The sequence below is a fragment of the Pseudomonas kitaguniensis genome (genome assembly GCF_049199985.1).
Taxonomy (GTDB): domain Bacteria; phylum Pseudomonadota; class Gammaproteobacteria; order Pseudomonadales; family Pseudomonadaceae; genus Aquipseudomonas; species Aquipseudomonas kitaguniensis.
Genome location: NZ_JBLZPT010000038.1, coordinates 12,314 through 30,063, shown reverse-complemented (window position 1 = coordinate 30,063; position 17,750 = coordinate 12,314). Strand labels below are relative to the sequence as shown.

The 17,750-nt window shown below is 60.9% G+C and carries 21 protein-coding genes; 10 read left to right on the top strand and 11 right to left on the bottom strand.

The window, feature by feature from the left end:
* Positions 1-196 precede the first annotated feature (196 nt).
* A complete protein-coding gene (gene pdxY / locus ACOZK9_RS26385) occupies positions 197-1,069 on the bottom strand; it encodes a pyridoxal kinase PdxY (RefSeq protein WP_058415773.1) in 873 nt (290 codons plus the stop codon).
* Between the two features lie 117 nt (positions 1,070-1,186).
* Between pdxY and ACOZK9_RS26380 the strand changes: the two genes are divergently transcribed.
* On the top strand, positions 1,187-1,582 hold the full coding sequence (locus tag ACOZK9_RS26380; RefSeq protein WP_058415774.1) for a DUF3301 domain-containing protein: 396 nt from the start codon (positions 1,187-1,189) through the stop codon (positions 1,580-1,582).
* Here ACOZK9_RS26380 and ACOZK9_RS26375 read toward each other — a convergent pair.
* The 4 genes from ACOZK9_RS26375 to dksA are packed head-to-tail and all read right to left on the bottom strand — an operon-like array spanning position 1,576 to position 4,867.
* Positions 1,576-2,538 (bottom strand): CobW family GTP-binding protein, encoded by a 963-nt coding sequence (locus ACOZK9_RS26375; protein WP_421556915.1) that lies wholly within the window; start codon positions 2,536-2,538, stop codon positions 1,576-1,578. The genes ACOZK9_RS26380 and ACOZK9_RS26375 overlap by 7 nt on opposite strands.
* 44 nt (positions 2,539-2,582) lie before the next feature.
* Positions 2,583-3,227, bottom strand: a complete 645-nt coding sequence (locus tag ACOZK9_RS26370) for a DUF1826 domain-containing protein (protein WP_421556914.1) — start codon at positions 3,225-3,227, stop codon at positions 2,583-2,585.
* Entirely contained in the window at positions 3,227-4,435 is a 1,209-nt protein-coding gene (zigA, locus tag ACOZK9_RS26365) for a zinc metallochaperone GTPase ZigA (protein ID WP_421556913.1), read from the bottom strand. Before zigA ends, ACOZK9_RS26370 begins: the two co-directional genes overlap by 1 nt.
* A gap of 27 nt (positions 4,436-4,462) precedes the next feature.
* Positions 4,463-4,867: an RNA polymerase-binding protein DksA gene (gene dksA / locus ACOZK9_RS26360; RefSeq protein WP_152746978.1), complete on the bottom strand. Its 405-nt coding sequence runs from the start codon at positions 4,865-4,867 to the stop codon at positions 4,463-4,465.
* A 124-nt stretch (positions 4,868-4,991) separates the two neighbouring features.
* On the opposite strand from dksA, the gene ACOZK9_RS26355 reads away from it, so the two are divergent.
* Positions 4,992-5,360: a glutamine synthetase gene (locus tag ACOZK9_RS26355; RefSeq protein ID WP_099236613.1), complete on the top strand. Its 369-nt coding sequence runs from the start codon at positions 4,992-4,994 to the stop codon at positions 5,358-5,360.
* Here the strand turns inward: ACOZK9_RS26355 and ACOZK9_RS26350 are convergent.
* A complete protein-coding gene (locus tag ACOZK9_RS26350; RefSeq protein WP_058415780.1) occupies positions 5,357-6,577 on the bottom strand; it encodes an N-acetylmuramoyl-L-alanine amidase in 1,221 nt (406 codons plus the stop codon). The two genes, ACOZK9_RS26355 and ACOZK9_RS26350, sit on opposite strands and share 4 nt — an antisense overlap.
* A gap of 127 nt (positions 6,578-6,704) precedes the next feature.
* Between ACOZK9_RS26350 and folE2 the strand changes: the two genes are divergently transcribed.
* From folE2 to ACOZK9_RS26315, 7 genes are read left to right on the top strand one after another with little or no spacing between them, the layout of a single operon-like run.
* Positions 6,705-7,601 (top strand): GTP cyclohydrolase FolE2, encoded by an 897-nt coding sequence (gene folE2 / locus ACOZK9_RS26345; RefSeq protein ID WP_421556912.1) that lies wholly within the window; start codon positions 6,705-6,707, stop codon positions 7,599-7,601.
* Complete coding sequence (locus ACOZK9_RS26340; protein WP_058415782.1) at positions 7,598-8,266, top strand: metal ABC transporter ATP-binding protein; 669 nt, start codon at positions 7,598-7,600, stop codon at positions 8,264-8,266. The genes folE2 and ACOZK9_RS26340 overlap by 4 nt, the downstream gene beginning before the upstream one ends.
* Positions 8,266-9,132 (top strand): metal ABC transporter permease, encoded by an 867-nt coding sequence (locus tag ACOZK9_RS26335; protein ID WP_421556911.1) that lies wholly within the window; start codon positions 8,266-8,268, stop codon positions 9,130-9,132. The genes ACOZK9_RS26340 and ACOZK9_RS26335 overlap by 1 nt, the downstream gene beginning before the upstream one ends.
* An 11-nt stretch (positions 9,133-9,143) precedes the next feature.
* A complete protein-coding gene (locus tag ACOZK9_RS26330) occupies positions 9,144-10,022 on the top strand; it encodes a metal ABC transporter substrate-binding protein (protein ID WP_421556910.1) in 879 nt (292 codons plus the stop codon).
* A complete protein-coding gene (gene hisI / locus ACOZK9_RS26325; RefSeq protein ID WP_058415785.1) occupies positions 10,019-10,444 on the top strand; it encodes a phosphoribosyl-AMP cyclohydrolase in 426 nt (141 codons plus the stop codon). Before ACOZK9_RS26330 ends, hisI begins: the two co-directional genes overlap by 4 nt.
* Complete coding sequence (locus ACOZK9_RS26320; protein ID WP_058415786.1) at positions 10,441-11,001, top strand: gamma carbonic anhydrase family protein; 561 nt, start codon at positions 10,441-10,443, stop codon at positions 10,999-11,001. The genes hisI and ACOZK9_RS26320 overlap by 4 nt, the downstream gene beginning before the upstream one ends.
* 3 nt (positions 11,002-11,004) lie before the next feature.
* Positions 11,005-12,342 carry a dihydroorotase gene (locus ACOZK9_RS26315; protein ID WP_421556909.1) on the top strand — a complete coding sequence of 446 codons (1,338 nt, stop codon included), beginning with the start codon at positions 11,005-11,007 and terminating at the stop codon, positions 12,340-12,342.
* On the opposite strand, the gene ACOZK9_RS26310 is transcribed toward ACOZK9_RS26315, so the two are convergent.
* The gene (locus tag ACOZK9_RS26310; protein WP_058415788.1) at positions 12,339-12,860 is read right to left on the bottom strand and encodes a DUF3617 domain-containing protein; all 522 of its coding nucleotides are present in this window, start codon (positions 12,858-12,860) and stop codon (positions 12,339-12,341) included. The two genes, ACOZK9_RS26315 and ACOZK9_RS26310, sit on opposite strands and share 4 nt — an antisense overlap.
* 130 nt (positions 12,861-12,990) lie before the next feature.
* Between ACOZK9_RS26310 and cls the strand changes: the two genes are divergently transcribed.
* On the top strand, positions 12,991-14,430 hold the full coding sequence (gene cls / locus ACOZK9_RS26305; protein WP_421556908.1) for a cardiolipin synthase: 1,440 nt from the start codon (positions 12,991-12,993) through the stop codon (positions 14,428-14,430).
* 13 nt (positions 14,431-14,443) lie between these two features.
* Here the strand turns inward: cls and cfaB are convergent, their stop codons facing one another.
* The 4 genes from cfaB to bufA2 form a co-directional block, all read right to left on the bottom strand.
* Positions 14,444-15,628: a C17 cyclopropane fatty acid synthase CfaB gene (cfaB, locus tag ACOZK9_RS26300; protein WP_058415790.1), complete on the bottom strand. Its 1,185-nt coding sequence runs from the start codon at positions 15,626-15,628 to the stop codon at positions 14,444-14,446.
* An 85-nt stretch (positions 15,629-15,713) separates the two neighbouring features.
* On the bottom strand, positions 15,714-16,502 hold the full coding sequence (locus tag ACOZK9_RS26295; protein WP_421556907.1) for an HvfC/BufC family peptide modification chaperone: 789 nt from the start codon (positions 16,500-16,502) through the stop codon (positions 15,714-15,716).
* Positions 16,493-17,338 (bottom strand): MNIO family bufferin maturase, encoded by an 846-nt coding sequence (gene bufB / locus ACOZK9_RS26290; RefSeq protein ID WP_058415792.1) that lies wholly within the window; start codon positions 17,336-17,338, stop codon positions 16,493-16,495. Before bufB ends, ACOZK9_RS26295 begins: the two co-directional genes overlap by 10 nt.
* Positions 17,339-17,403: 65 nt before the next feature.
* Entirely contained in the window at positions 17,404-17,658 is a 255-nt protein-coding gene (bufA2, locus tag ACOZK9_RS26285) for a BufA2 family periplasmic bufferin-type metallophore (protein WP_058415793.1), read from the bottom strand.
* Positions 17,659-17,750: the final 92 nt, after the last annotated feature.

Genomic DNA, 17,750 nt, shown 5'->3' with positions numbered 1-17,750 from the left:
GGCGTTTTGGGTGAAGGGGTGGGGCGAAGTCTCCCACGGTCTGTACTGGCTAGAGTCAGATGCTGGCTTTTAGTCCCACCACCCCTACAAGTCTAACCATACAAGCGGGCTTGCTCGCGATAGCATCAACTCGGTCAGCCTGATGGACCGAGGTGCCTGCATCGCGAGCAAGCCCGCTCCCACAAGATCTGCGTAGTTACAAATCGATCGGCGTGGCGTCGAACCTTACGCGCGGATGGGCGATGCGATCCTGCGCGCGCACCAGTTCCAGTTCGTAACTGGCGCAGGCCTGGGTTTCCAGCAGCACTTCATGCACCGCGGCGGCCGCGAACTCGAACGCCGCCAACAGGCTATCGCCCAGCAACACCCGCGCCAGGAACAAACCCGACGTAAGGTCGCCCACGCCCACCGGCTGACGCGGAAACGCCAGCAGCGGCCGACGCAAGTGCCAACTGCCATCGGCCGTCACCAGCAGCATCTCGAAACCGTCCGGCAACTTGCCCGGATAATCCAGGTGCTTGACCAGCACCGCTCGCGGCCCGCGCGCCAGCAAGGCTTTGGCCATGGCCAGGCAATCGAACAGCGATTGCGGCTTGCGCCCGGCAAAGCTGTCCAGCTCCAGCTGGTTGGGGCAAAGAAAATCCGCCATCGCCGCCGCTTCGTCCAGCAGAAAGTCGCTGACTTCCTGCGGCACGCTGCAGCCTTTTTCCGCATGGCCCATCACCGGGTCGCACAGGTACAGGGCTTTGGGGTTGATCGCTTTGATTCGCGCCACGCCGCTGAGGATCGCACGGCCCTGGGCCGCACTGCCGAGGTAACCGGACAGCACCGCATCGCAGTTGCCCAGCTCGCCAATCGCGGCAATCCCTTCTACCAACGCCGGAATTTGCTGCGGCGCCAACACTTCTCCCGCCCACTGACCATACTGTGTGTGATTGGAGAACTGCACCGTGTTCAGCGGCCAGACGTTTACCCCAACCCGTTGCATGGGGAACACGGCGGCACTGTTTCCGGCGTGGCCAAAAACCACATGAGACTGGATCGCAAGCAGGTGAGGTGTGCGTTTCATGCTGGATATTTCCGTAAAGCCGTTGAAATTCTGGCCGCGCAGTATGCGACTAAACGCAGCCTGTACGACAGACCGGCGACACAGTTAAGCTGCTCTCACTTTGTTGGAGTTCATCGCATGCTGACCCTGGGAAACATCTTCGTGTTGATGCTGCTGGCGACCGCCGCCGCCTGGGTGTGGCACAACCACGGCCTGCGCGAACGGGCGCTGGAGCGGGTCAAGCAGCATTGCGCCAAGCTCGACATCGAATTGCTCGACGGCGCGGTGGCGTTGAAGCGTATCGGCGTGGTGAAGGATGCCAATGGTCGGCGGCGCCTGGCGCGCATCTATAACTTTGAGTTCACCGTGACCGGGGAAACCCGGCACCCGGGCACCATCACCCAATTTGGCGCCCACAGCGCGCAGATCGAACTGGCGCCTTACCCGTTCGAAATCAAAACGCCGCTGCCCAGTGCCGAAGTGATCGAGCTAAGCCAGTGGCGCCAGGACCACGCCAGCAAAACGCGTCACTGACGGCACGCTGCGAGCGCGCTCTGCAATGCACCTGCGTCGTGCGGCTGGCTGAAAATCAGTTCGATGCGTGAGTCGCGGCGCCACTCGCTGGGTTGCCAGACGAGTGAACTGTTATCCACAGCGTTGGCGGAAACCCAGCCGTCGCGGCTGTGGATAACCAGTTTGGCGCGGCGCCACGCAAGGCTTGTCAGCCAATCATGCAAGCGTTGAGTGTCGAATTGCTGGCTCGGGTGCCAGCGCCAACCCACGCTCCAACCGCCCTCTTGAGCCTGGCTGAGGCAGATGGGCAGTGCGGGATCACGCCAGAGGGCGGGCATTTGGGCTATCGAGTCGGGTAGTGTGAAGTTATTCACAGCCGCGCCAGCTTTGGCATTCAAACCCGGTAACCGCGCCAACGGTAAATGCGCCTGGCGGGTCCAGTAACGCGGGCAATTGGGTAATTGCCGTTCGACAGCGTGGCGCTGCGCGGTATCCAGCGCTTCATCCTTGTTCAAAACCAGCAACCCGGCGCTGGCCAGCGTCTCGCGTTGTGCCTCCGGCAGCGGTTTGCCCGCCGCCAGCGCCTGCGCATCCAACACCAGCACGCACGGTTGCACCGCCAGCACGTTTTGCCACGGCGCCTCGCGCAATTGCTTGAGCAACTGCGCCGGGTGGCCCAGGCCCGAGGGCTCGATAAACAGCCTGTCCGGCTTGGCCTTACGCAGCAGGCGGCCCAAACCGACTTGGAACGGTGCACCGTTCACACAGCACAAGCAGCCACCGGCCACTTCGCCCAGGGCAATACCGTCGTCGTCCCGGGTGAGCAAGGCCGCGTCCAGGCCGATCTGCCCGAACTCATTGATCAGTACCGCCCAGCGCTCGTTGGCCGGGCGTTGTGCGAGCAGGTGTTTGATCAGGCTGGTCTTGCCGGCACCCAAAGGCCCGGCAATTACATGAGTGGGAATATTCTGCAGCATGAGGGGCATCATTCAGACCGTGTAGAAGGCTTGATCCTACAAGGTTATGCGAGCCAATCCAGCGTCAGGATCAACCGTCGCTCGTCGACCTTAAGCGCTGGCGAGCGATGGATCAGGCCGTGGCCTTCGTTGCCATGCCACTGGGTGCCTTTGAGCAAGGCCACTTCGCCGCAGTGAATTTGCTCGATGCGCTCGCTGGGTTCAGCGTCCGGCTGGCCAAGCTGGCGGCGGTCCATCACGCCTTCGCGCAGCCACTGGCTACCGATACCGGCATAGGTGGTGATCAGCCGGACCGGCACATGGTCGACGTGAAAACGCGGGCACATGGCCTTGTCCAACAGGCGCAGACGCACGCCAATACGCTGTGCGCCGAGTAAACACGCAAACGCGCTGATCAGCCATGCCACATCGGCGATAAAGCCTTCGTAGCCTTCAAGGTCGCGGCAACTGGCCGCAAAACCTTGCAAGTCAGGCACCGCGTTCTCGTTAGCCAGGTCAATCACCAAGGATTCGGCGACCGGCTCATTCAGCGCTACGAGCAAGGCACCGAATTCGGCGATGTGCAGCGGCAATTGGCGCTCCCACAGCGCCAGGTTTACGCCGTCCTCGAGGATACCCGACAACGCCAGCGGGGTTTCACCGCGGGCCTGGCGTATCACTGGGCACAGGGGGATGACCGGTGCGAGCATCAGGCGGCCACCTCGTCATGCCACGGGCCGAAAGGGTCAGCCAGCAAGCGCCAACCTTCGACGCCCAAGGCCATTTCTTCATCGTTAAGCAAGCAGGCTTCCAGCTCGGCACGCATCTGTGCGAAATCGATGTTTTGCCCAATAAACACCAGTTCCTGGCGGCAATCGCCGGTGCTCAGTTGCCAGTTGCCCATGATCGCCGCCACGCTTTCTTCGTCTTGGGGCCATTGGCTTTTTGGCACAAAACGCCACCAGCGCCCGGCAAAGCCGTGGCGCATCAGGCCACCGGCCTGCGACCAACTGCCCGCGTCCTGGTGCTTGCTGGCCAGCCAGAAAAAACCCTTGGAGCGCAGCAATTTGCCGTTAACCCACGGGCGGTCGATAAAGTCGTAGAAGCGTTGTGGATGAAACGGGCGGCGCGCGCGGTAAGCCGTGGAGGCGATGCCGTATTCTTCGGTTTCCGGCACATGCTCGCCGCGCAGCTCCTGCAACCATCCCGGCGCCTGAGCCGCGCGTTCGAAGTCGAAAAGGCCAGTATTGAGGATCTTGTTCAACGGCACTTTACCCATGACCATCGGGATAATTTGCGCACGGGCATTAAGGCGCTTGAGGATCGCCATCAGTTCTTCGCGCTCATGGCTGCTGATCAGGTCGATCTTGCTGATCAGGATCACGTCGGCAAATTCGATCTGCTCGATCAGCAAGTCGGTGATCGAGCGCTCATCTTCTTCGCCCAGGGTTTCACCGCGTGAGGCCAGGCTTTCGGCGGCCTGGTAGTCGAGCAAGAAATTCATGCCGTCGACCACGGTAACCATGGTGTCGAGGCGCGCGACGTCCGCCAGGCTTTGCTCGTTTTCATCGCGAAAGGTAAAGGTTTCGGCGACTGGCAACGGTTCGGATATGCCGGTGGATTCGATCAACAGGTAATCGAACCGACCTTCCCTGGCGAGTTTTCCGACCTCTTCCAGCAAGTCTTCACGCAAGGTGCAGCAGATGCAGCCGTTGCTCATCTCCACCAGTTTTTCTTCGGCGCGGTTGAGCGTGACGTCGCGCTGCACTTCGCTGCCGTCGATGTTGATTTCGCTCATGTCGTTGACGATCACCGCCACGCGCAGGTTTTCGCGGTTGCGCAGGACGTAGTTGAGCAGCGTGCTTTTGCCGGCGCCGAGAAAGCCGGACAACACGGTAACGGGGAGACGGTTGGGCATCAGGTATTCCTCATCAGGGGTGGCCGGTCAAATCGCCCGTCGGTGGCGTTCGCGCAGCTCTTCACGTTCTTTGGCTTCAATACACAGGGTCGCGGTGGGCCGTAGCAGCAGGCGTGGCAGGCCAATCGGCTCGCCGGTTTCACGGCACCAGCCGTACTCACCGCGCGCCAGCAACTCCAGCGCATCGTCGATCTTGTCCAACAGCTTCTTTTCCCGCTCCAGCAAGCGCAGTTGCCATTGGCGCTGTTCTTCGGCGCTGCCGACATCGGCCAGGTCGCTGTTGGTTTCCTGTTCACGCAGCACCAGAAATTCGGACTCGATTCGCGCTTGCAGCGCATAGCGCTGGGCCAGCAGCAACCTGCGGAAGAAGCCTTGCTGGGCTTCATTCATGTAGTCGGCGGCGGGTTGGGCCAGCAGGTCTTGTTCGGTCATGGCGGCGGTCACGGGTCAGGCTGTTTTTTAATGTTATAGTATAACAATACAAATAAGCCAATCCCCCTTGCTCGTCACGACGAAGGGCGCAATGCTGGAAGACTTTCCGGCCCCGAGAAGCCTTATGAAATACCTGTTGTGCGCGCTGCTATTGGCAGTAGCAGGACCGGCCTGCGCCCAAGCCCCGAGCCTGTTGGCTAACTGCACGCGCAGCGCCAACCTGCTGGCGTGTGTCGACCCATTGGGCAATGCCTACAGCGTGGCAACTGTCGGCAGCACCACGTACTTGCGCGGTTTCGAGGTACTCGGCAAACGCTACTGGGCGCAGACCAACAGCCGCTACGGGCAACTGACGTTCTTTACCGGGTTGGCGTCGGATGGTGAGGCGTGGGTCGGCTACACGCGCCGGGTGGGCTGGACCACCATTAACCGGTTTTCCAGCTCCGGTGGTGCCAGCGCCAAATTCACCTGCAGCCGCGTGACCGGCTGTTAGACCTGGCCGTTCTTCTGCTCCTGAACCCAGGCCATGTAGCTGTTCATCGGCGGGTTCTTCTGGAAGTAGTTTTTCAAGCCTTCGAAAAGGCCATCCGCCACCGCCTGTTGATGACGCGCGGTCACCAGCCGCTGAGCATCCTGGGTATTGGAGATAAACCCGGTCTCCACCAGAATCGACGGCACGTCCGGTGATTTGAGTACCGCAAAACCTGCCTGCTCCACGCGTTTCTGGTGCAGCGTGGTGATGCTTTGCAGGCTGCCCAATACCGAGCTGCCCAGTTGCAGGCTGGAGGCGATGGTCGCGTTCATCGACATGTCGAGAATCACCCCGGCCAGCATCGGGTCCTTGTCCTTGAGATTGAGCAAAGTGGTGGCGCCCAGCAGGTCGGCGCCGTTTTCACGCTGCGCCATAAAACGCGCGGTGGCAGAGGTTGCGCCGCCTTCCGACAGCGCAAACACCGACGCCCCGGAGGCCGTGAGGCGTGGCGCCGCATCGGCGTGCACCGAGATAAACATATCCGCCTTGTGCTGGCGGGCGATGTCTACGCGTTTGCGCAGCGGCACAAAAAAGTCGTCATTGCGCACCAGTTTCACGTCAAAGCCCTTCTCGCGCTTCAAGCGTTTGGCCAACAACTGGGCGATGGACAACACCACATCTTTCTCACGCTGGCCCTTGGAGCCGATAGCGCCCGGGTCTTTGCCGCCGTGGCCGGGGTCGACCACGACGATGATGTCGCGCTTGGGGTGCGCCCTGTCCACCGCCGCCGCCGGCGCAACCACGGGCGCCATTTGCGCAGCGATTTGACGCGGCGCCTGGGTGGCGCCGGTAAGGTCGAGTACCAGGCGATGACCCTGGCCATCCTGCGGCGGCAACAAGAAGCTGTTGAGCTGCATCGGCGTGGCCAGGTCCAGCACGATGCGCGTATCGGCCTTGCCGAAATGCCCCGACCGAATCGAGGTAATCCCACTGTTCTTCAACGCCAACTGCGAGAAGTCACCACTGAGCCCGGCGCCGCTGAGGTCGATGATCAAGCGATCCGGTGAGGTCAGCGAAAAAGTCTTGTACTGCACCGGGCCGCTGAGGTCGAACACCAGTCGCAATTTGTCGTCGGAGCGCCACAAGCGGGCATTGCGAACCTGCGTCGCATAAGCGCCCAAAGGCAAGGTGAACAGAGGGCTGACCAGCAGCAGGTTAAGGAGCTGACGTCTATGCATGACAGATACCGCGAATAAAGGAGCGTCCCTGCTCGACATGACTGAAGAAAGACGGGCGCAGAAAAATCATCGTCGACTCAATAGTTATAATATAACATGTCTTTTTATTTCCAAGATGGACCCGCTCATGAATGCGCTGACTTTGCCGGATATTGCCGCGCAGGCTTCACGCCAAGCCTTGCCGCTCGACTGGGTGGGCATGTGCGGCATCACCTTGCCGGTGCTCATCGACGGCCAACGCCTGACCGCGACTGCCGATGCGGGTGTCAGCCTGGACGATGGCACCGCCCGTGGCATTCACATGTCACGCCTGTACCTGGCGCTGGAAATGCTCGACCAGCAGCTTCTTACACCTGCACTTCTGCGTAATGTACTTGAGCGCTTTCTAGAGAGTCATGAAGGTTTATCTAAGAACGCCTACTTGCGTGTTCACACCGATCTGCTGATCAAACGGCCGGCATTGGTCAGCCCGCTGGCGGGTTGGAAAGGCTACCCGGTGAGCATCGAAGCGCGTCTGGAAAACCAGATGTTCCACGTGGAACTAAAAATTGACGTGACGTACTCCTCAACCTGCCCTTGCTCCGCTGCTCTCGCCAGGCAATTGATTCAGCAGCAATTTCGCGACGATTTCGGCACCACGCCGTTACAGCATGAAGACGTATTGAGCTGGCTCGGCAGCGCCAACGGCATCGTCGCAACCCCTCATAGCCAGCGCAGCAGCGCGCAGTTATCCATTCAACTCGACGCCAACCTCACCACGTTGCCGATCACACACCTGATCGACGCTGTTGAAGCGGCGCTTGGCACCGCCGTGCAAACCGCTGTGAAACGTGCGGACGAACAGGCCTTCGCCTTGGCCAACGGGCAGAACCTGATGTTCTGCGAAGACGCCGCCCGCCGCCTGAACCTCGCCTTGAAACGCTCGGATGCCGTCAAAGCCTTCCACTTGAAAGTGATCCACGCCGAAAGCCTGCACGCGCACGATGCCGTGGCTGAAAGCCGCTGGACAAGAGACCCTGCATGATCATCTGTAACGCATTGCGCTGGGGTGCCCCCGGCCAACCGCTGACCCCGGCGGTAGATTTGAAACTGGAAAAAGGCAGCCTCACCGGCATCATCGGCGCCAACGGCACAGGCAAGAGCAGCCTGCTCAAAGTCATCGCCGGTTTGCAGAAGCCGCTGGCAGGAACCGTCAGCGTGGAGGTTCCACGCCGTGGCGGCCTGTCGTTTCTGCCGCAGCAACAACACCTCGATCGCCAGTTCCCGATCAGCCTGCAAGAACTGGTCGCGGCAGGTTTCTGGGGCAATAAGCTCACCGCAGAGCAGCGCAGCCAACGCCTGCAAGCGGTACTCGAAGACTGGTGCCTGACCGGCCTGGAACATCGGCCGTTAATGGCGTTGTCCGGCGGCGAACTGCAACGCGCCCTGCTCGCCCGCATGAGCCTGGCCGAAGCGCCGGTGCTGTTGCTCGACGAACCCCACGCCGCGCTCGACGAAGAAGGCCAGGCCTTGTGCTGGAAACACATCCACGCGTGGCATGAAGACGGCCGCACGATCATCGTCGTCTGCCATGACTTGGCGTCGGTACGCCATCACACACAGCACGTGCTGCTGATCAAAAGCAGCGGCTGCGTATTCGGCCCCAGCAAAGAACTGATCCGCCCGCAACCGCACATGCAGGTGGCCTGATGCACTTTGCCGCGCATTTGTGGATGCCCTTCTTCGACTTCGTATTTATGCGCCGCGCCCTTATCGGCGGGTTGGTGCTCGCGTGCAGCACCGCCCCGCTGGGGGTGTTTTTGATCCTGCGCCGCATGAGCCTGATCGGCGATGCCGTGGCCCACGGCATTCTGCCCGGCGCCGCGCTGGGTTTCTGGTTCGCCGGGCTCAGCCTGCCCGCCCTGACTATCGGCGGCCTCGGCGCCGGCCTGAGCATGGCCGGGTTGTCGGCATGGATCACCCGCCGCACCGGCCTGCGCGAAGACGCCAGCCTCGCCGCCATCTACCCGATCTCGCTGGCGGCCGGCGTGCTGATCCTGGGTATCGCCGGCAAGCGCCTGGACCTCTTGCACCTGCTGTTCGGCTCAGCGCTGGCCGTCGACGAGACCACCCTCACCGGCATGCTCTGGGTCTCGAGTTTCAGCCTGATCGCCATGGCGTTGATCTATAAGCCGCTGCTGCTGGACACCTTAGACCCGCTGTTCCTGCAAACCGTCAGCCGCCTCGGCCCGCTCGCGCACGGGTTGTTCCTGACCCTGGTGGTACTGAACCTGGTGATTGGGTTCCAGGCCATCGGCGCCTTGATGGTGGTGGGTTTGATGATGCTGCCGGCCATCGCTTCACGCTTCTGGAGCCGGCGCCTGCCGGTGTTGATCGCGGTATCGGCGGTGCTGGGATGCCTGTCGGTGTGGTTGGGTTTATTGCTGTCGTTCTACTACTCGCTCCCCAGCGGCCCCGCCATCGTGCTGGTGGCTGGCGGTGGGTATTTGCTGTCCGTGGTCTTCGGTCCGGTGCACGGTTTGCTGCGCCGCCCGCCTTTGCTGTCATCCCAATGAGGTGTTTCCCGATGCGCGCTCTACTCGTGCTGTTCAGCATTCTGCTGCCACTGTCGATGGCTCAGGCCGCAGACAAACTTCAAGTGGTTACCAGCTTCAGCATTCTCGATGACATCACTCACCAGATCGGTGGCGATCACATCCAGATCAGCAACATGGTCGGCCCCGACGCCGATGCCCATACCTATGAGCCGACGCCGGACGATGCCAAGGCGCTGCTCAAGGCCAAGCTGATCATCAAGAACGGCCTCGGCTTCGAGCCGTGGCTGGACCGTTTGGTCACCAGCACCGAAACCAAAGCCACAGTGGTCACCGCCAGCAAAGGCGTGATCTCGCACACCATGGAAGAAGACGGCGAAACCATTCCCGACCCGCACGCCTGGCACAACCTGGCCAACGCCGAAATCTATGTGAACAACATCACCAAGGCGCTGGTGGCTGCCGACCCGGCCAACAAGGCCGACTACCTGCGCAACAGCCAGGCGTACCTGAAAGAAATCTACCGCCTGCTCGCCGAAGCCAAGGCCAAATTCGGCGCACTGCCACCGGGCAACCGTCGCATCGTCACCTCGCATGACGCCTTCGGTTACCTGGGCCAAGCCTACGGCATCCAGTTCCTGGCGCCGCAAGGCCTGTCGACGGAACGTGAGCCCTCGGCCGCCGAAGTTGCCGCGCTGATCACCCAGATCCGCAAAGACAAGGTCAAGGCGGTGTTCATGGAAAACATCAAGGACTCGCGCCTCCTCAAGCAAATCGCTGACGAAAGCGGCGCGAAGATCGGCGGCACGCTGTACTCCGATGCACTCGCCGCAGAAGGCCCGGCCAGCACCTTTACCGGGCTGTTCGAATACAACCTCAACACTCTGTGCGCGGCGCTGAGCAAGCCATGACAGTGAGCATGCTCGACTTGGAAGGGGCTGCCGTCGGCAGCCGCTTTCCACTCGAACCCGTGCTCGACGCACTGCCGTGGAACAGCGATGGCCTGATTGCCGCCATCGCCCAGCAACACGGCAGCGGCGAGGTGTTGATGCTGGCCTGGATGAACCGCCAGGCCCTGAAAGAAACCCTGGCCACCGGGCAAGTCTGCTACTGGTCGCGCTCGCGCCAGCACCTGTGGCGCAAAGGCGAAAGCTCCGGCCACTGGCAACAGTTGGTCGAGGCCCGCCTGGATTGCGACGGCGACGCCGTGCTGCTGATCGTCGACCAGCAAGGCCCGGCTTGCCACACCGGCCGGCCCACCTGCTTCTACAACGCCATCGATGGCGACCACGTTTACGTCATTACCGCGCCTCTCAAGGAACCCGCAGCATGATCCGTAAAAACCCTTCCGGCGACCTGCCGGTGATTGCTGAATCCGCCTACGTCGACAAGACCGCGATCATCTGCGGCAAGGTGATCATCGGCGAGAACGTGTTTGTCGGCCCGTACGCCGTGATCCGCGCCGACGAAGTCGACGCCACCGGTGACATGGACCCCATCACCATCGGCGCCAACTCGAATATTCAGGACGGCGTAGTGATTCACTCCAAGTCCGGCGCGGCGGTGACCATCGGCGAATTCACCTCAATCGCTCACCGCTCCATCGTCCACGGCCCGTGCAGCGTCGGTGACCGCGTGTTCATCGGCTTCAACAGCGTGTTGTTCAACTGCGCCGTGGGCGATGGGTGCGTGGTGCGCCACAACTCGGTGGTCGACGGCCGCGACCTGCCCGCCGCGTTCTACGTGCCCTCCACCACGCGCATCGGGCCGAACACCGACCTCTCGCAGTTCCCGCCGGTGAGCGTCAGTGCCTCAGAGTTTTCCGAAGACGTGGCGCGCACCAACGTCGACTTGGTACGCGGCTACAAAGCCCTGCAAAACGAGTTCTGAACCATGAGCCGCCTGCTGATCCGCAATGCCCGTCTGGTCAATGAAGGCCAGGAGTTCGATGCTGATGTATTGGTCGCCAACGGCCGCATCGAGAAGATTGCCCGCAGCATTGAAGGCCATAACGAACCGGTGGAAATCGACGCCCAAGGCCAGTGGTTGCTGCCGGGGATGATTGATGACCAAGTGCACTTTCGCGACCCCGGCGCGCCCGACAAAGGCAGCTTCTACAGCGAGTCTCGCGCTGCGGTGGCGGGTGGCATCACCAGCTTTATGGACATGCCCAACACCCAACCCGCCACGTTGAACCTGCAAGCCCTGGCGGATAAAAAGCGCCGCGCCGCGCTGCACTCGGTGGCCAACTACGGCTTTCACTTTGGCGTGAGCAACGACAACCTCGACACCATCGCCGCCCTCGACCCGCGAGAGGTGGCCGGGGTCAAAGTGTTCATGGGCGCGTCCACCGGCAATATGCTGGTGGACGACCCACGGATTCTGGAACGGCTGTTTGCCGAAGTGCCGACCCTCCTGCTGGCTCACTGTGAACACACGCCGAGCATCCTGGCCAACACGCAGCGCCTGCGCGAACGCTTCGGCGAGCACATCCCCGCCGTCGCGCACTCGCTGATTCGCGACGCTGAAGCGTGTTATCGCTCGTCATCGTTTGCGGTGGAACTGGCCAAGCGTCACGGCACGCGCCTGCACGTGCTGCACCTGACCAGCGCCCGCGAGCTGGACCTGTTCGAAGACAAACCACTGGCCGAAAAACGCATCACCGCCGAGGTGTGCCTGCACCACCTGCTGTTCGATGACCGCGACTATCATCGCCTCGGTAACCAGATCAAATGCAACCCGTCGATCAAGACCCGCGCCGACCGCGACGCGCTGCGCCTGGCCTTGTTGAGTGATCGTCTGGATGTGATCGGCAGTGACCACGCGCCGCATACCTGGGCGCAAAAACAGTTGGGCTATGACCAGGCGCCGTCCGGGTTACCACTGGTGCAACACGCGCTGCCGGCGTTGCTGGAATTGGTAGCCGACGGGCACTTACCGCTGACCACGCTGGTGGCGAAAACCAGCCACCGCGTGGCCGACCTGTTCGCTATCCCGGATCGCGGCTATTTGCGCGAAGGTTATTGGGCCGACCTGGTGCTGATCAAGCCTGAAGCAGAAGGCAAACCCGTCAGTAGCCAACCGATCCTGGCGCGCTGCGGCTGGACACCCTTCGCCGAGCGCAGCTTTCGCCACAGCGTCAGCACCACGCTGGTGTCCGGCCACCTGGCGTGGCACAACGGCGAGGTGGTGGAGAGTTGCCAGGGTTTGCCGTTGTATTTTCTGCGTTAAGCGCGGGGTTTGACCGTACCGCAATCGTTGCCCAACCACTGGGCGTGGCTGTCCAGGCTGCCCTTTTGCTGAATGCCGGTGGCATTGAACGTGCCGTTGACGGTGGTGGTGAATTCCTTCTGACTCTGGAACGTCGCAACGCCGGTGCCTTGCGCTTTCGGGCAACTGAAACGGAATTTCCATTGGTTGCCGGTCTTGTCGGTGACTTGCTGCTTGCAACCCGATTGCGGGTCGGTCAGCGGGATCGAGTCAGAGGCGACCTGAGCTGGGGTGAGGCATACCTGCACGCCTTTACCGGCCATGGTGATGCCCTGTTTTTCGAGCATGGCACGCTGTTCAGGCGTCATCTGTTGCTTGAGCTGACCGAGAATCAGCGACAGGTCGGGCAAGTCCTGGTTATCGACTTTCATGTTGCTGGTGGTCAATTCCCACAAACCCGGCGCCAGCATCTGCGCCTGAGCCGCCACGGGCAGCGACAGTCCAACAACCATTGCCAAACCAAGCAGACGAGCATTCATCGGGTAACTCCTGGGTAATTGTGGGCGTTAGACGCCGCAAGGGTGCCAGTGTTGCACGGCAAATAAAATAGCGACATTCACAGCCGTTCATGGTCTGTTAGGCAATGGATTGCCTGGAGTTACGTCGTTCATGGATTTTTTTGGGCCGCACCTGCTCGCCTACTTCATCGCCACCCTGCACTTTCTCGGCACGCTGGCCGCGCTCCACGCAGTGCTGACCGTCAGAACCGCCCAAGGCTCGATTGCCTGGGCCTTGTCGCTGATGTTCATGCCTTACCTCACGCTGATTCCCTACCTGATCTTCGGCCGCAGCACCTTCGACGCATATATCCAGGCGCGTCGCCAGGCCAACCAGGAAATGCACACAGCGATTACCGAACTGAACTGGCGCCCGTGGGTGGAAGAAGCCCTCGCCGCGCGCAACTCCAGCGCCTACGCCTCGCTGCGCGCCATGCCCAAGCTGGGCCGAATGCCGTGCCTGGCCAACAACCAGGTACGCTTGCTGATCAATGGCGACGCCACGTTCAGTGCGATCTTTGACGCGATTCGCAGCGCCAAAACCGCTGTGTTGTTTCAATTTTTCATCATTCATGACGACGAACTCGGCCGCCAACTGCACACCTTGCTCAAGCAGAAGGCGGCTGAAGGCGTCGACATTCACGTACTCTACGACCGCATCGGCAGCCACGCGCTGCCGCACCGTTATGTGCAATCGCTGCGCGACGCCGGGGTAAAAGTCAAAGCATTCGCCACCCGCAGCGGCTGGCTCAACCGTTTCCAGGTCAACTTTCGCAACCACCGCAAAATCGTGGTGGTCGACGGCATTACCGGGTTTGTCGGTGGGCATAACGTCGGCGATGAGTACCTCGGCAAAAAGCCGCCATTGGCGCCGTGGCGCGACACCCACGTGCAGGTCACCGGCCCGGTGGTGGCGTGCCTGCAGGAATCGTTTGCCGAAGACTGGTTCTGGGCCGCGCGCGAATTGCCCCCGCTGATCCTGCCCGACGCCTACCCCGAACATGGCGTGCTCTGCCAATTGCTCGCCAGCGGCCCGGCGGATCCGTACGAAACCTGCTCGCTGTTTTTTGTCGAGGCGATACACGCAGCCACCGAACGCGTGTGGATCACCAGCCCGTATTTTGTCCCCGATGAAGCCGTGTTCGCAGCCCTGCGCCTGGCCGTGTTGCGCGGCGTCGACGTGCGCCTGTTGCTGCCATCACGCCCCGACCACCGCATCGTCTACGCCGCCTCTAGCCTGTACGCGATTGAAGCGGTGCGCGCAGGCGTGCGGGTGTTCCGCTATACGCCGGGTTTTCTGCATCAAAAAGTGGTGCTGGTGGACAGTGAAATCAGCGCAATCGGCAGCGCGAATATGGACAACCGATCATTCCGGCTGAATTTCGAAGTGATGTTGCTGACGGTGGATGAGGCGTTTGCAGGCCAAGTCGAGCGGATGCTGCTGGACGACTTCGCGCAGGCCCATGAAGTCAGCCAAGAAGAAAGCCGCGAAACCCGCCGCCTTCAACAACTGGGCATGCGCGTCGCGCGGCTTATTTCACCGATCCTCTAATAAAATGTGAGGCTCAACGGTAAATATCTTCCCGCGTCCAAGGCAGTTCATGGCTGCCATCGGCGTGCGGTTTTACCGCGAGTATCTGGTGCAGGTTGATCCAGCCGCGTGCAAACGCATAGGCGCAACCCGCCAGGTACAGGCGCCAAATACGTAACGCCTGCTCGGGCACCATTTTCGCGGCCGCTTCCAGGTTGTCTTCCAGGCGCTCGCTCCAATGGTCCAGGGTGCGCGCGTAGTGCAGGCGCAGGCTTTCGACATCGACCACTTCAAGCCCCACTTCACTGACCTCGGCGGTCATCATCGCCAAGTGCGGCAGTTCGCCATTGGGGAACACATAACGCTCGATAAACTCCCCGGCGCCACGGCCTACAGGGCGACCGTCAGTATGCTTGGCGGTAATGCCATGGTTCATCACCAGGCCGCCTTCACGCACCGCACCGAACAGCGTTTTGCAGTACTGCGCCAAGTTGGCGTGGCCGACGTGTTCAAACATCCCCACGCTGACCACTTTGTCAAAGCGGCCGTCTTGCGGCAGGTCGCGATAATCGAGCAACTGCAGGTCCACCTGGCCTTCCAGGCCTTCAGCTTTCACCCGTTCGCGCGCCAGTGCCAGTTGCTCTTTGCTCAAGGTGATGCCAAAAACCCTGACCCCAAACTCGCGCGCCGCAAAACGCGCCAGCCCGCCCCAGCCACAGCCTACATCGAGCAGATACTCGCCCGGCTGCAAGCGCAGTTTGCGGCACAGGTGGCGAAATTTGTCTTGTTGAGCCTGGTCGATGGACTCGCTGCCGGTTTCGAAATACCCACAGGAGTACGCCATGTCCTGATCCAGCCACAGCTGGTAGAACTCATTGGACAGGTCGTAATGGTAGGAAATGGCCGCTGCGTCAGTGGCTTTGTCGTGGATCGAGCGCACCGGAAGATTATCGTCGTCATCGTCAATCAGGGCATGACTCAGCTCGTCACACACCCGTATGACCTCGGTGATGGAGCCTTCCAGCTCCAGTTTGCCCTCGACAAAGGCTTCGCCCAAAGCGTTGAGCGTTGGATGGGTCAGCTGGGAAACAACCGTGGGGTCCTTCACCACGATGGTCACACTGGGCTCGGGGCCCAAGTTGAATTCATGGCCGTCCCAGAGTCGCAGACGCAGCGGTAGCTGAAGATTCTGTAAGGCCGGTGGAAGTTGCGCGAGCATGAGTAGTCCCCCCTTGTTTCAGACGTCTGGAATGAGGGTAGACCATAGACAAAGTAGCAAGCTATCTATTTTTGATAGCGCTACGCTAGGCGGCTCGGCGCTCGAGCAAACCGTCCTGGACCCACTGTTTCAGCCATGTAACCGCTTGCAGCGGTGCACCCTCTCCATAAGTGACTAGCAACTGCTCGCACAGTTCTGAAAAAGTCCAGCCGGTGGTCACCATTCCCGCAAGCGCGCAGGCTTCGAACGGTTCCAGGCTGCGGTAGTGGCACACGTTCTGGTGGCGCCAAACCAGGCAGATTTGCGCCAGTTCCAAGGCATGGCTGTTTGGGAAGTCCGACTCATCCTTGCTCGCGCGCCAGATCGCCACGCTGTTGAACTGGCACCGCCTCTGCTGCACCGAGGGCGCCAGCGTGACCTGCAGGCCCGGCCAGTCTTCAGGCGGCAGTTGCGCCATGTCATCCAGGCTCAACGGTTGGCCCTGCGGCGCATCGAACGCCAGGGTAAACGCCCACTCCAAGCGCGCCAACTCGGCCAACGGCGCGCTCTGGTCTGCGACCAAATGCTCAACGATAAACGCCGGGAACCGCTCGCCGAACCAACGCAGGCTGTAATGGGCAGACGGGTAGCGGCGCACATAGGCTGCTGCCAGTAACGCGAACTCATCGTCGCCCAACCAGTACACAATGGCGCCGAAGTCATGCTGCAACACTTCCTGCAGCCGCGATACATAGGCGTTGTGATAAATCGCCAGCCCCGCGGCCACATCCAACGTAGGGCCGCCCAGCAAAGTGGCAGCAAAGCTGCTGTTCACCACCGAGGGTTCAGATAACACATGCTGTTCAAAGGCCAACTGCCAATCGGTCAGGCGCATAACGAACGCCTGGCCAACGCAGTGGCACCCAACTCGCGGGCTTTGCCCAGTTCGCCAAGCAGCTCTTCGAACGGCGGAAAACGGTCGTCACGCTCCAACAGCGTCGACACCGGCCCCACATGTTCAAGCGTTTGTTGATAAAGCGCCCACACCGGGTCGCACACCGGGTGGTCATGCGTGTCGACTACGTAATCGCCGTAGTCCATATGCCCGGCTAAATGCAGCTGGCGAATGCTTTCGCGCGGCAGGCTGCGAATGAACGTCCAGGCGTCAAAGCCGTGATTACGCGCACTGACATACACGTTGTTAACGTCCAGCAACAACTGGCACCCGGTGAGGTGGACCAGCGCATTGAGGAATTCCCACTCGGTGAATTCGTCAGCCTTGGCGCGCACATAGCTGGAGACATTTTCGAGCACCAACGGGCGCTGCAACACGTCCTGTACTTCAAGCACGCGGGCGGCCACGTGGTAGAGGCTCTCTTGGGTGTAAGGCAGCGGCAACAAGTCATGCAACTGGTGCGCACTGCCACGGCTCCAGCACAGGTGATCGGAAATCCACGCGGGCTTAATGCGTTCAGCGAGCTGTTTGATGTGTTTAAGGTAGTCGGTATCGAGGGCGTGCGGCCCACCGATAGACAGGGACACGCCGTGCATCACCAAGGGATAACGCTCGGCTATCGCGTCCAGGTAGTACAAGGCTTTGCCGCCTTGGACCAGATAATTTTCGGAGATCACTTCGAACCAATCCACGGCCGGCGATTGTTCAAGGATCTGCGGGTAATACTCACTGCGTAAACCCAGGCCGTAACCCAGACTTGGAAGGCAAGCGGACATCAGACACTCCAGGGCAAAGTGTCCGCAGCGGCGGTGCATCCGCTGCGGTTGCACTCGGTTGCCGGTTACTCGCCGACGGTACCGCCCGCCTTGGTGCAGGCATCAGCACTGGCCTGGATTTGGAAGCCCTGGCCTTTGCAAGCACCCAGACCTTTGCACGCATGGTCTTTGGTTTTGCAGTCGTTCTGGCCTTTGCACGCGGTGATGCCATAACAGTGCACAGCGGTACCAGCTGCTTGAGCCTGCGTGGTAACACCGGCAAACATAGTCGCGGCGGCCATTGCGAGAGCGGCACCAGCAGCAGCGGATTTAATCGTCATTTTTGTATTCCTCATGATCAGTAGTGAAGCCTGTCTGAACGGATTGTTCAGTCTCGACACACCACTAGAGTGAGGCCCCCGATTGGCGTTAC

What these genes read in the sequence shown, in the direction of transcription:
- pdxY (WP_058415773.1), bottom strand. Translation starts at nt 1,069, where the DNA reads ATGAAACGCACACCTCACCTGCTTGCGATCCAGTCTCATGTGGTTTTT.
- ACOZK9_RS26380 (WP_058415774.1), top strand. Translation starts at nt 1,187, where the DNA reads ATGCTGACCCTGGGAAACATCTTCGTGTTGATGCTGCTGGCGACCGCC.
- ACOZK9_RS26375 (WP_421556915.1), bottom strand. Translation starts at nt 2,538, where the DNA reads ATGCTGCAGAATATTCCCACTCATGTAATTGCCGGGCCTTTGGGTGCC.
- ACOZK9_RS26370 (WP_421556914.1), bottom strand. Translation starts at nt 3,227, where the DNA reads ATGCTCGCACCGGTCATCCCCCTGTGCCCAGTGATACGCCAGGCCCGC.
- zigA (WP_421556913.1), bottom strand. Translation starts at nt 4,435, where the DNA reads ATGCCCAACCGTCTCCCCGTTACCGTGTTGTCCGGCTTTCTCGGCGCC.
- dksA (WP_152746978.1), bottom strand. Translation starts at nt 4,867, where the DNA reads ATGACCGAACAAGACCTGCTGGCCCAACCCGCCGCCGACTACATGAAT.
- ACOZK9_RS26355 (WP_099236613.1), top strand. Translation starts at nt 4,992, where the DNA reads ATGAAATACCTGTTGTGCGCGCTGCTATTGGCAGTAGCAGGACCGGCC.
- ACOZK9_RS26350 (WP_058415780.1), bottom strand. Translation starts at nt 6,577, where the DNA reads ATGCATAGACGTCAGCTCCTTAACCTGCTGCTGGTCAGCCCTCTGTTC.
- folE2 (WP_421556912.1), top strand. Translation starts at nt 6,705, where the DNA reads ATGAATGCGCTGACTTTGCCGGATATTGCCGCGCAGGCTTCACGCCAA.
- ACOZK9_RS26340 (WP_058415782.1), top strand. Translation starts at nt 7,598, where the DNA reads ATGATCATCTGTAACGCATTGCGCTGGGGTGCCCCCGGCCAACCGCTG.
- ACOZK9_RS26335 (WP_421556911.1), top strand. Translation starts at nt 8,266, where the DNA reads ATGCACTTTGCCGCGCATTTGTGGATGCCCTTCTTCGACTTCGTATTT.
- ACOZK9_RS26330 (WP_421556910.1), top strand. Translation starts at nt 9,144, where the DNA reads ATGCGCGCTCTACTCGTGCTGTTCAGCATTCTGCTGCCACTGTCGATG.
- hisI (WP_058415785.1), top strand. Translation starts at nt 10,019, where the DNA reads ATGACAGTGAGCATGCTCGACTTGGAAGGGGCTGCCGTCGGCAGCCGC.
- ACOZK9_RS26320 (WP_058415786.1), top strand. Translation starts at nt 10,441, where the DNA reads ATGATCCGTAAAAACCCTTCCGGCGACCTGCCGGTGATTGCTGAATCC.
- ACOZK9_RS26315 (WP_421556909.1), top strand. Translation starts at nt 11,005, where the DNA reads ATGAGCCGCCTGCTGATCCGCAATGCCCGTCTGGTCAATGAAGGCCAG.
- ACOZK9_RS26310 (WP_058415788.1), bottom strand. Translation starts at nt 12,860, where the DNA reads ATGAATGCTCGTCTGCTTGGTTTGGCAATGGTTGTTGGACTGTCGCTG.
- cls (WP_421556908.1), top strand. Translation starts at nt 12,991, where the DNA reads ATGGATTTTTTTGGGCCGCACCTGCTCGCCTACTTCATCGCCACCCTG.
- cfaB (WP_058415790.1), bottom strand. Translation starts at nt 15,628, where the DNA reads ATGCTCGCGCAACTTCCACCGGCCTTACAGAATCTTCAGCTACCGCTG.
- ACOZK9_RS26295 (WP_421556907.1), bottom strand. Translation starts at nt 16,502, where the DNA reads ATGCGCCTGACCGATTGGCAGTTGGCCTTTGAACAGCATGTGTTATCT.
- bufB (WP_058415792.1), bottom strand. Translation starts at nt 17,338, where the DNA reads ATGTCCGCTTGCCTTCCAAGTCTGGGTTACGGCCTGGGTTTACGCAGT.
- bufA2 (WP_058415793.1), bottom strand. Translation starts at nt 17,658, where the DNA reads ATGACGATTAAATCCGCTGCTGCTGGTGCCGCTCTCGCAATGGCCGCC.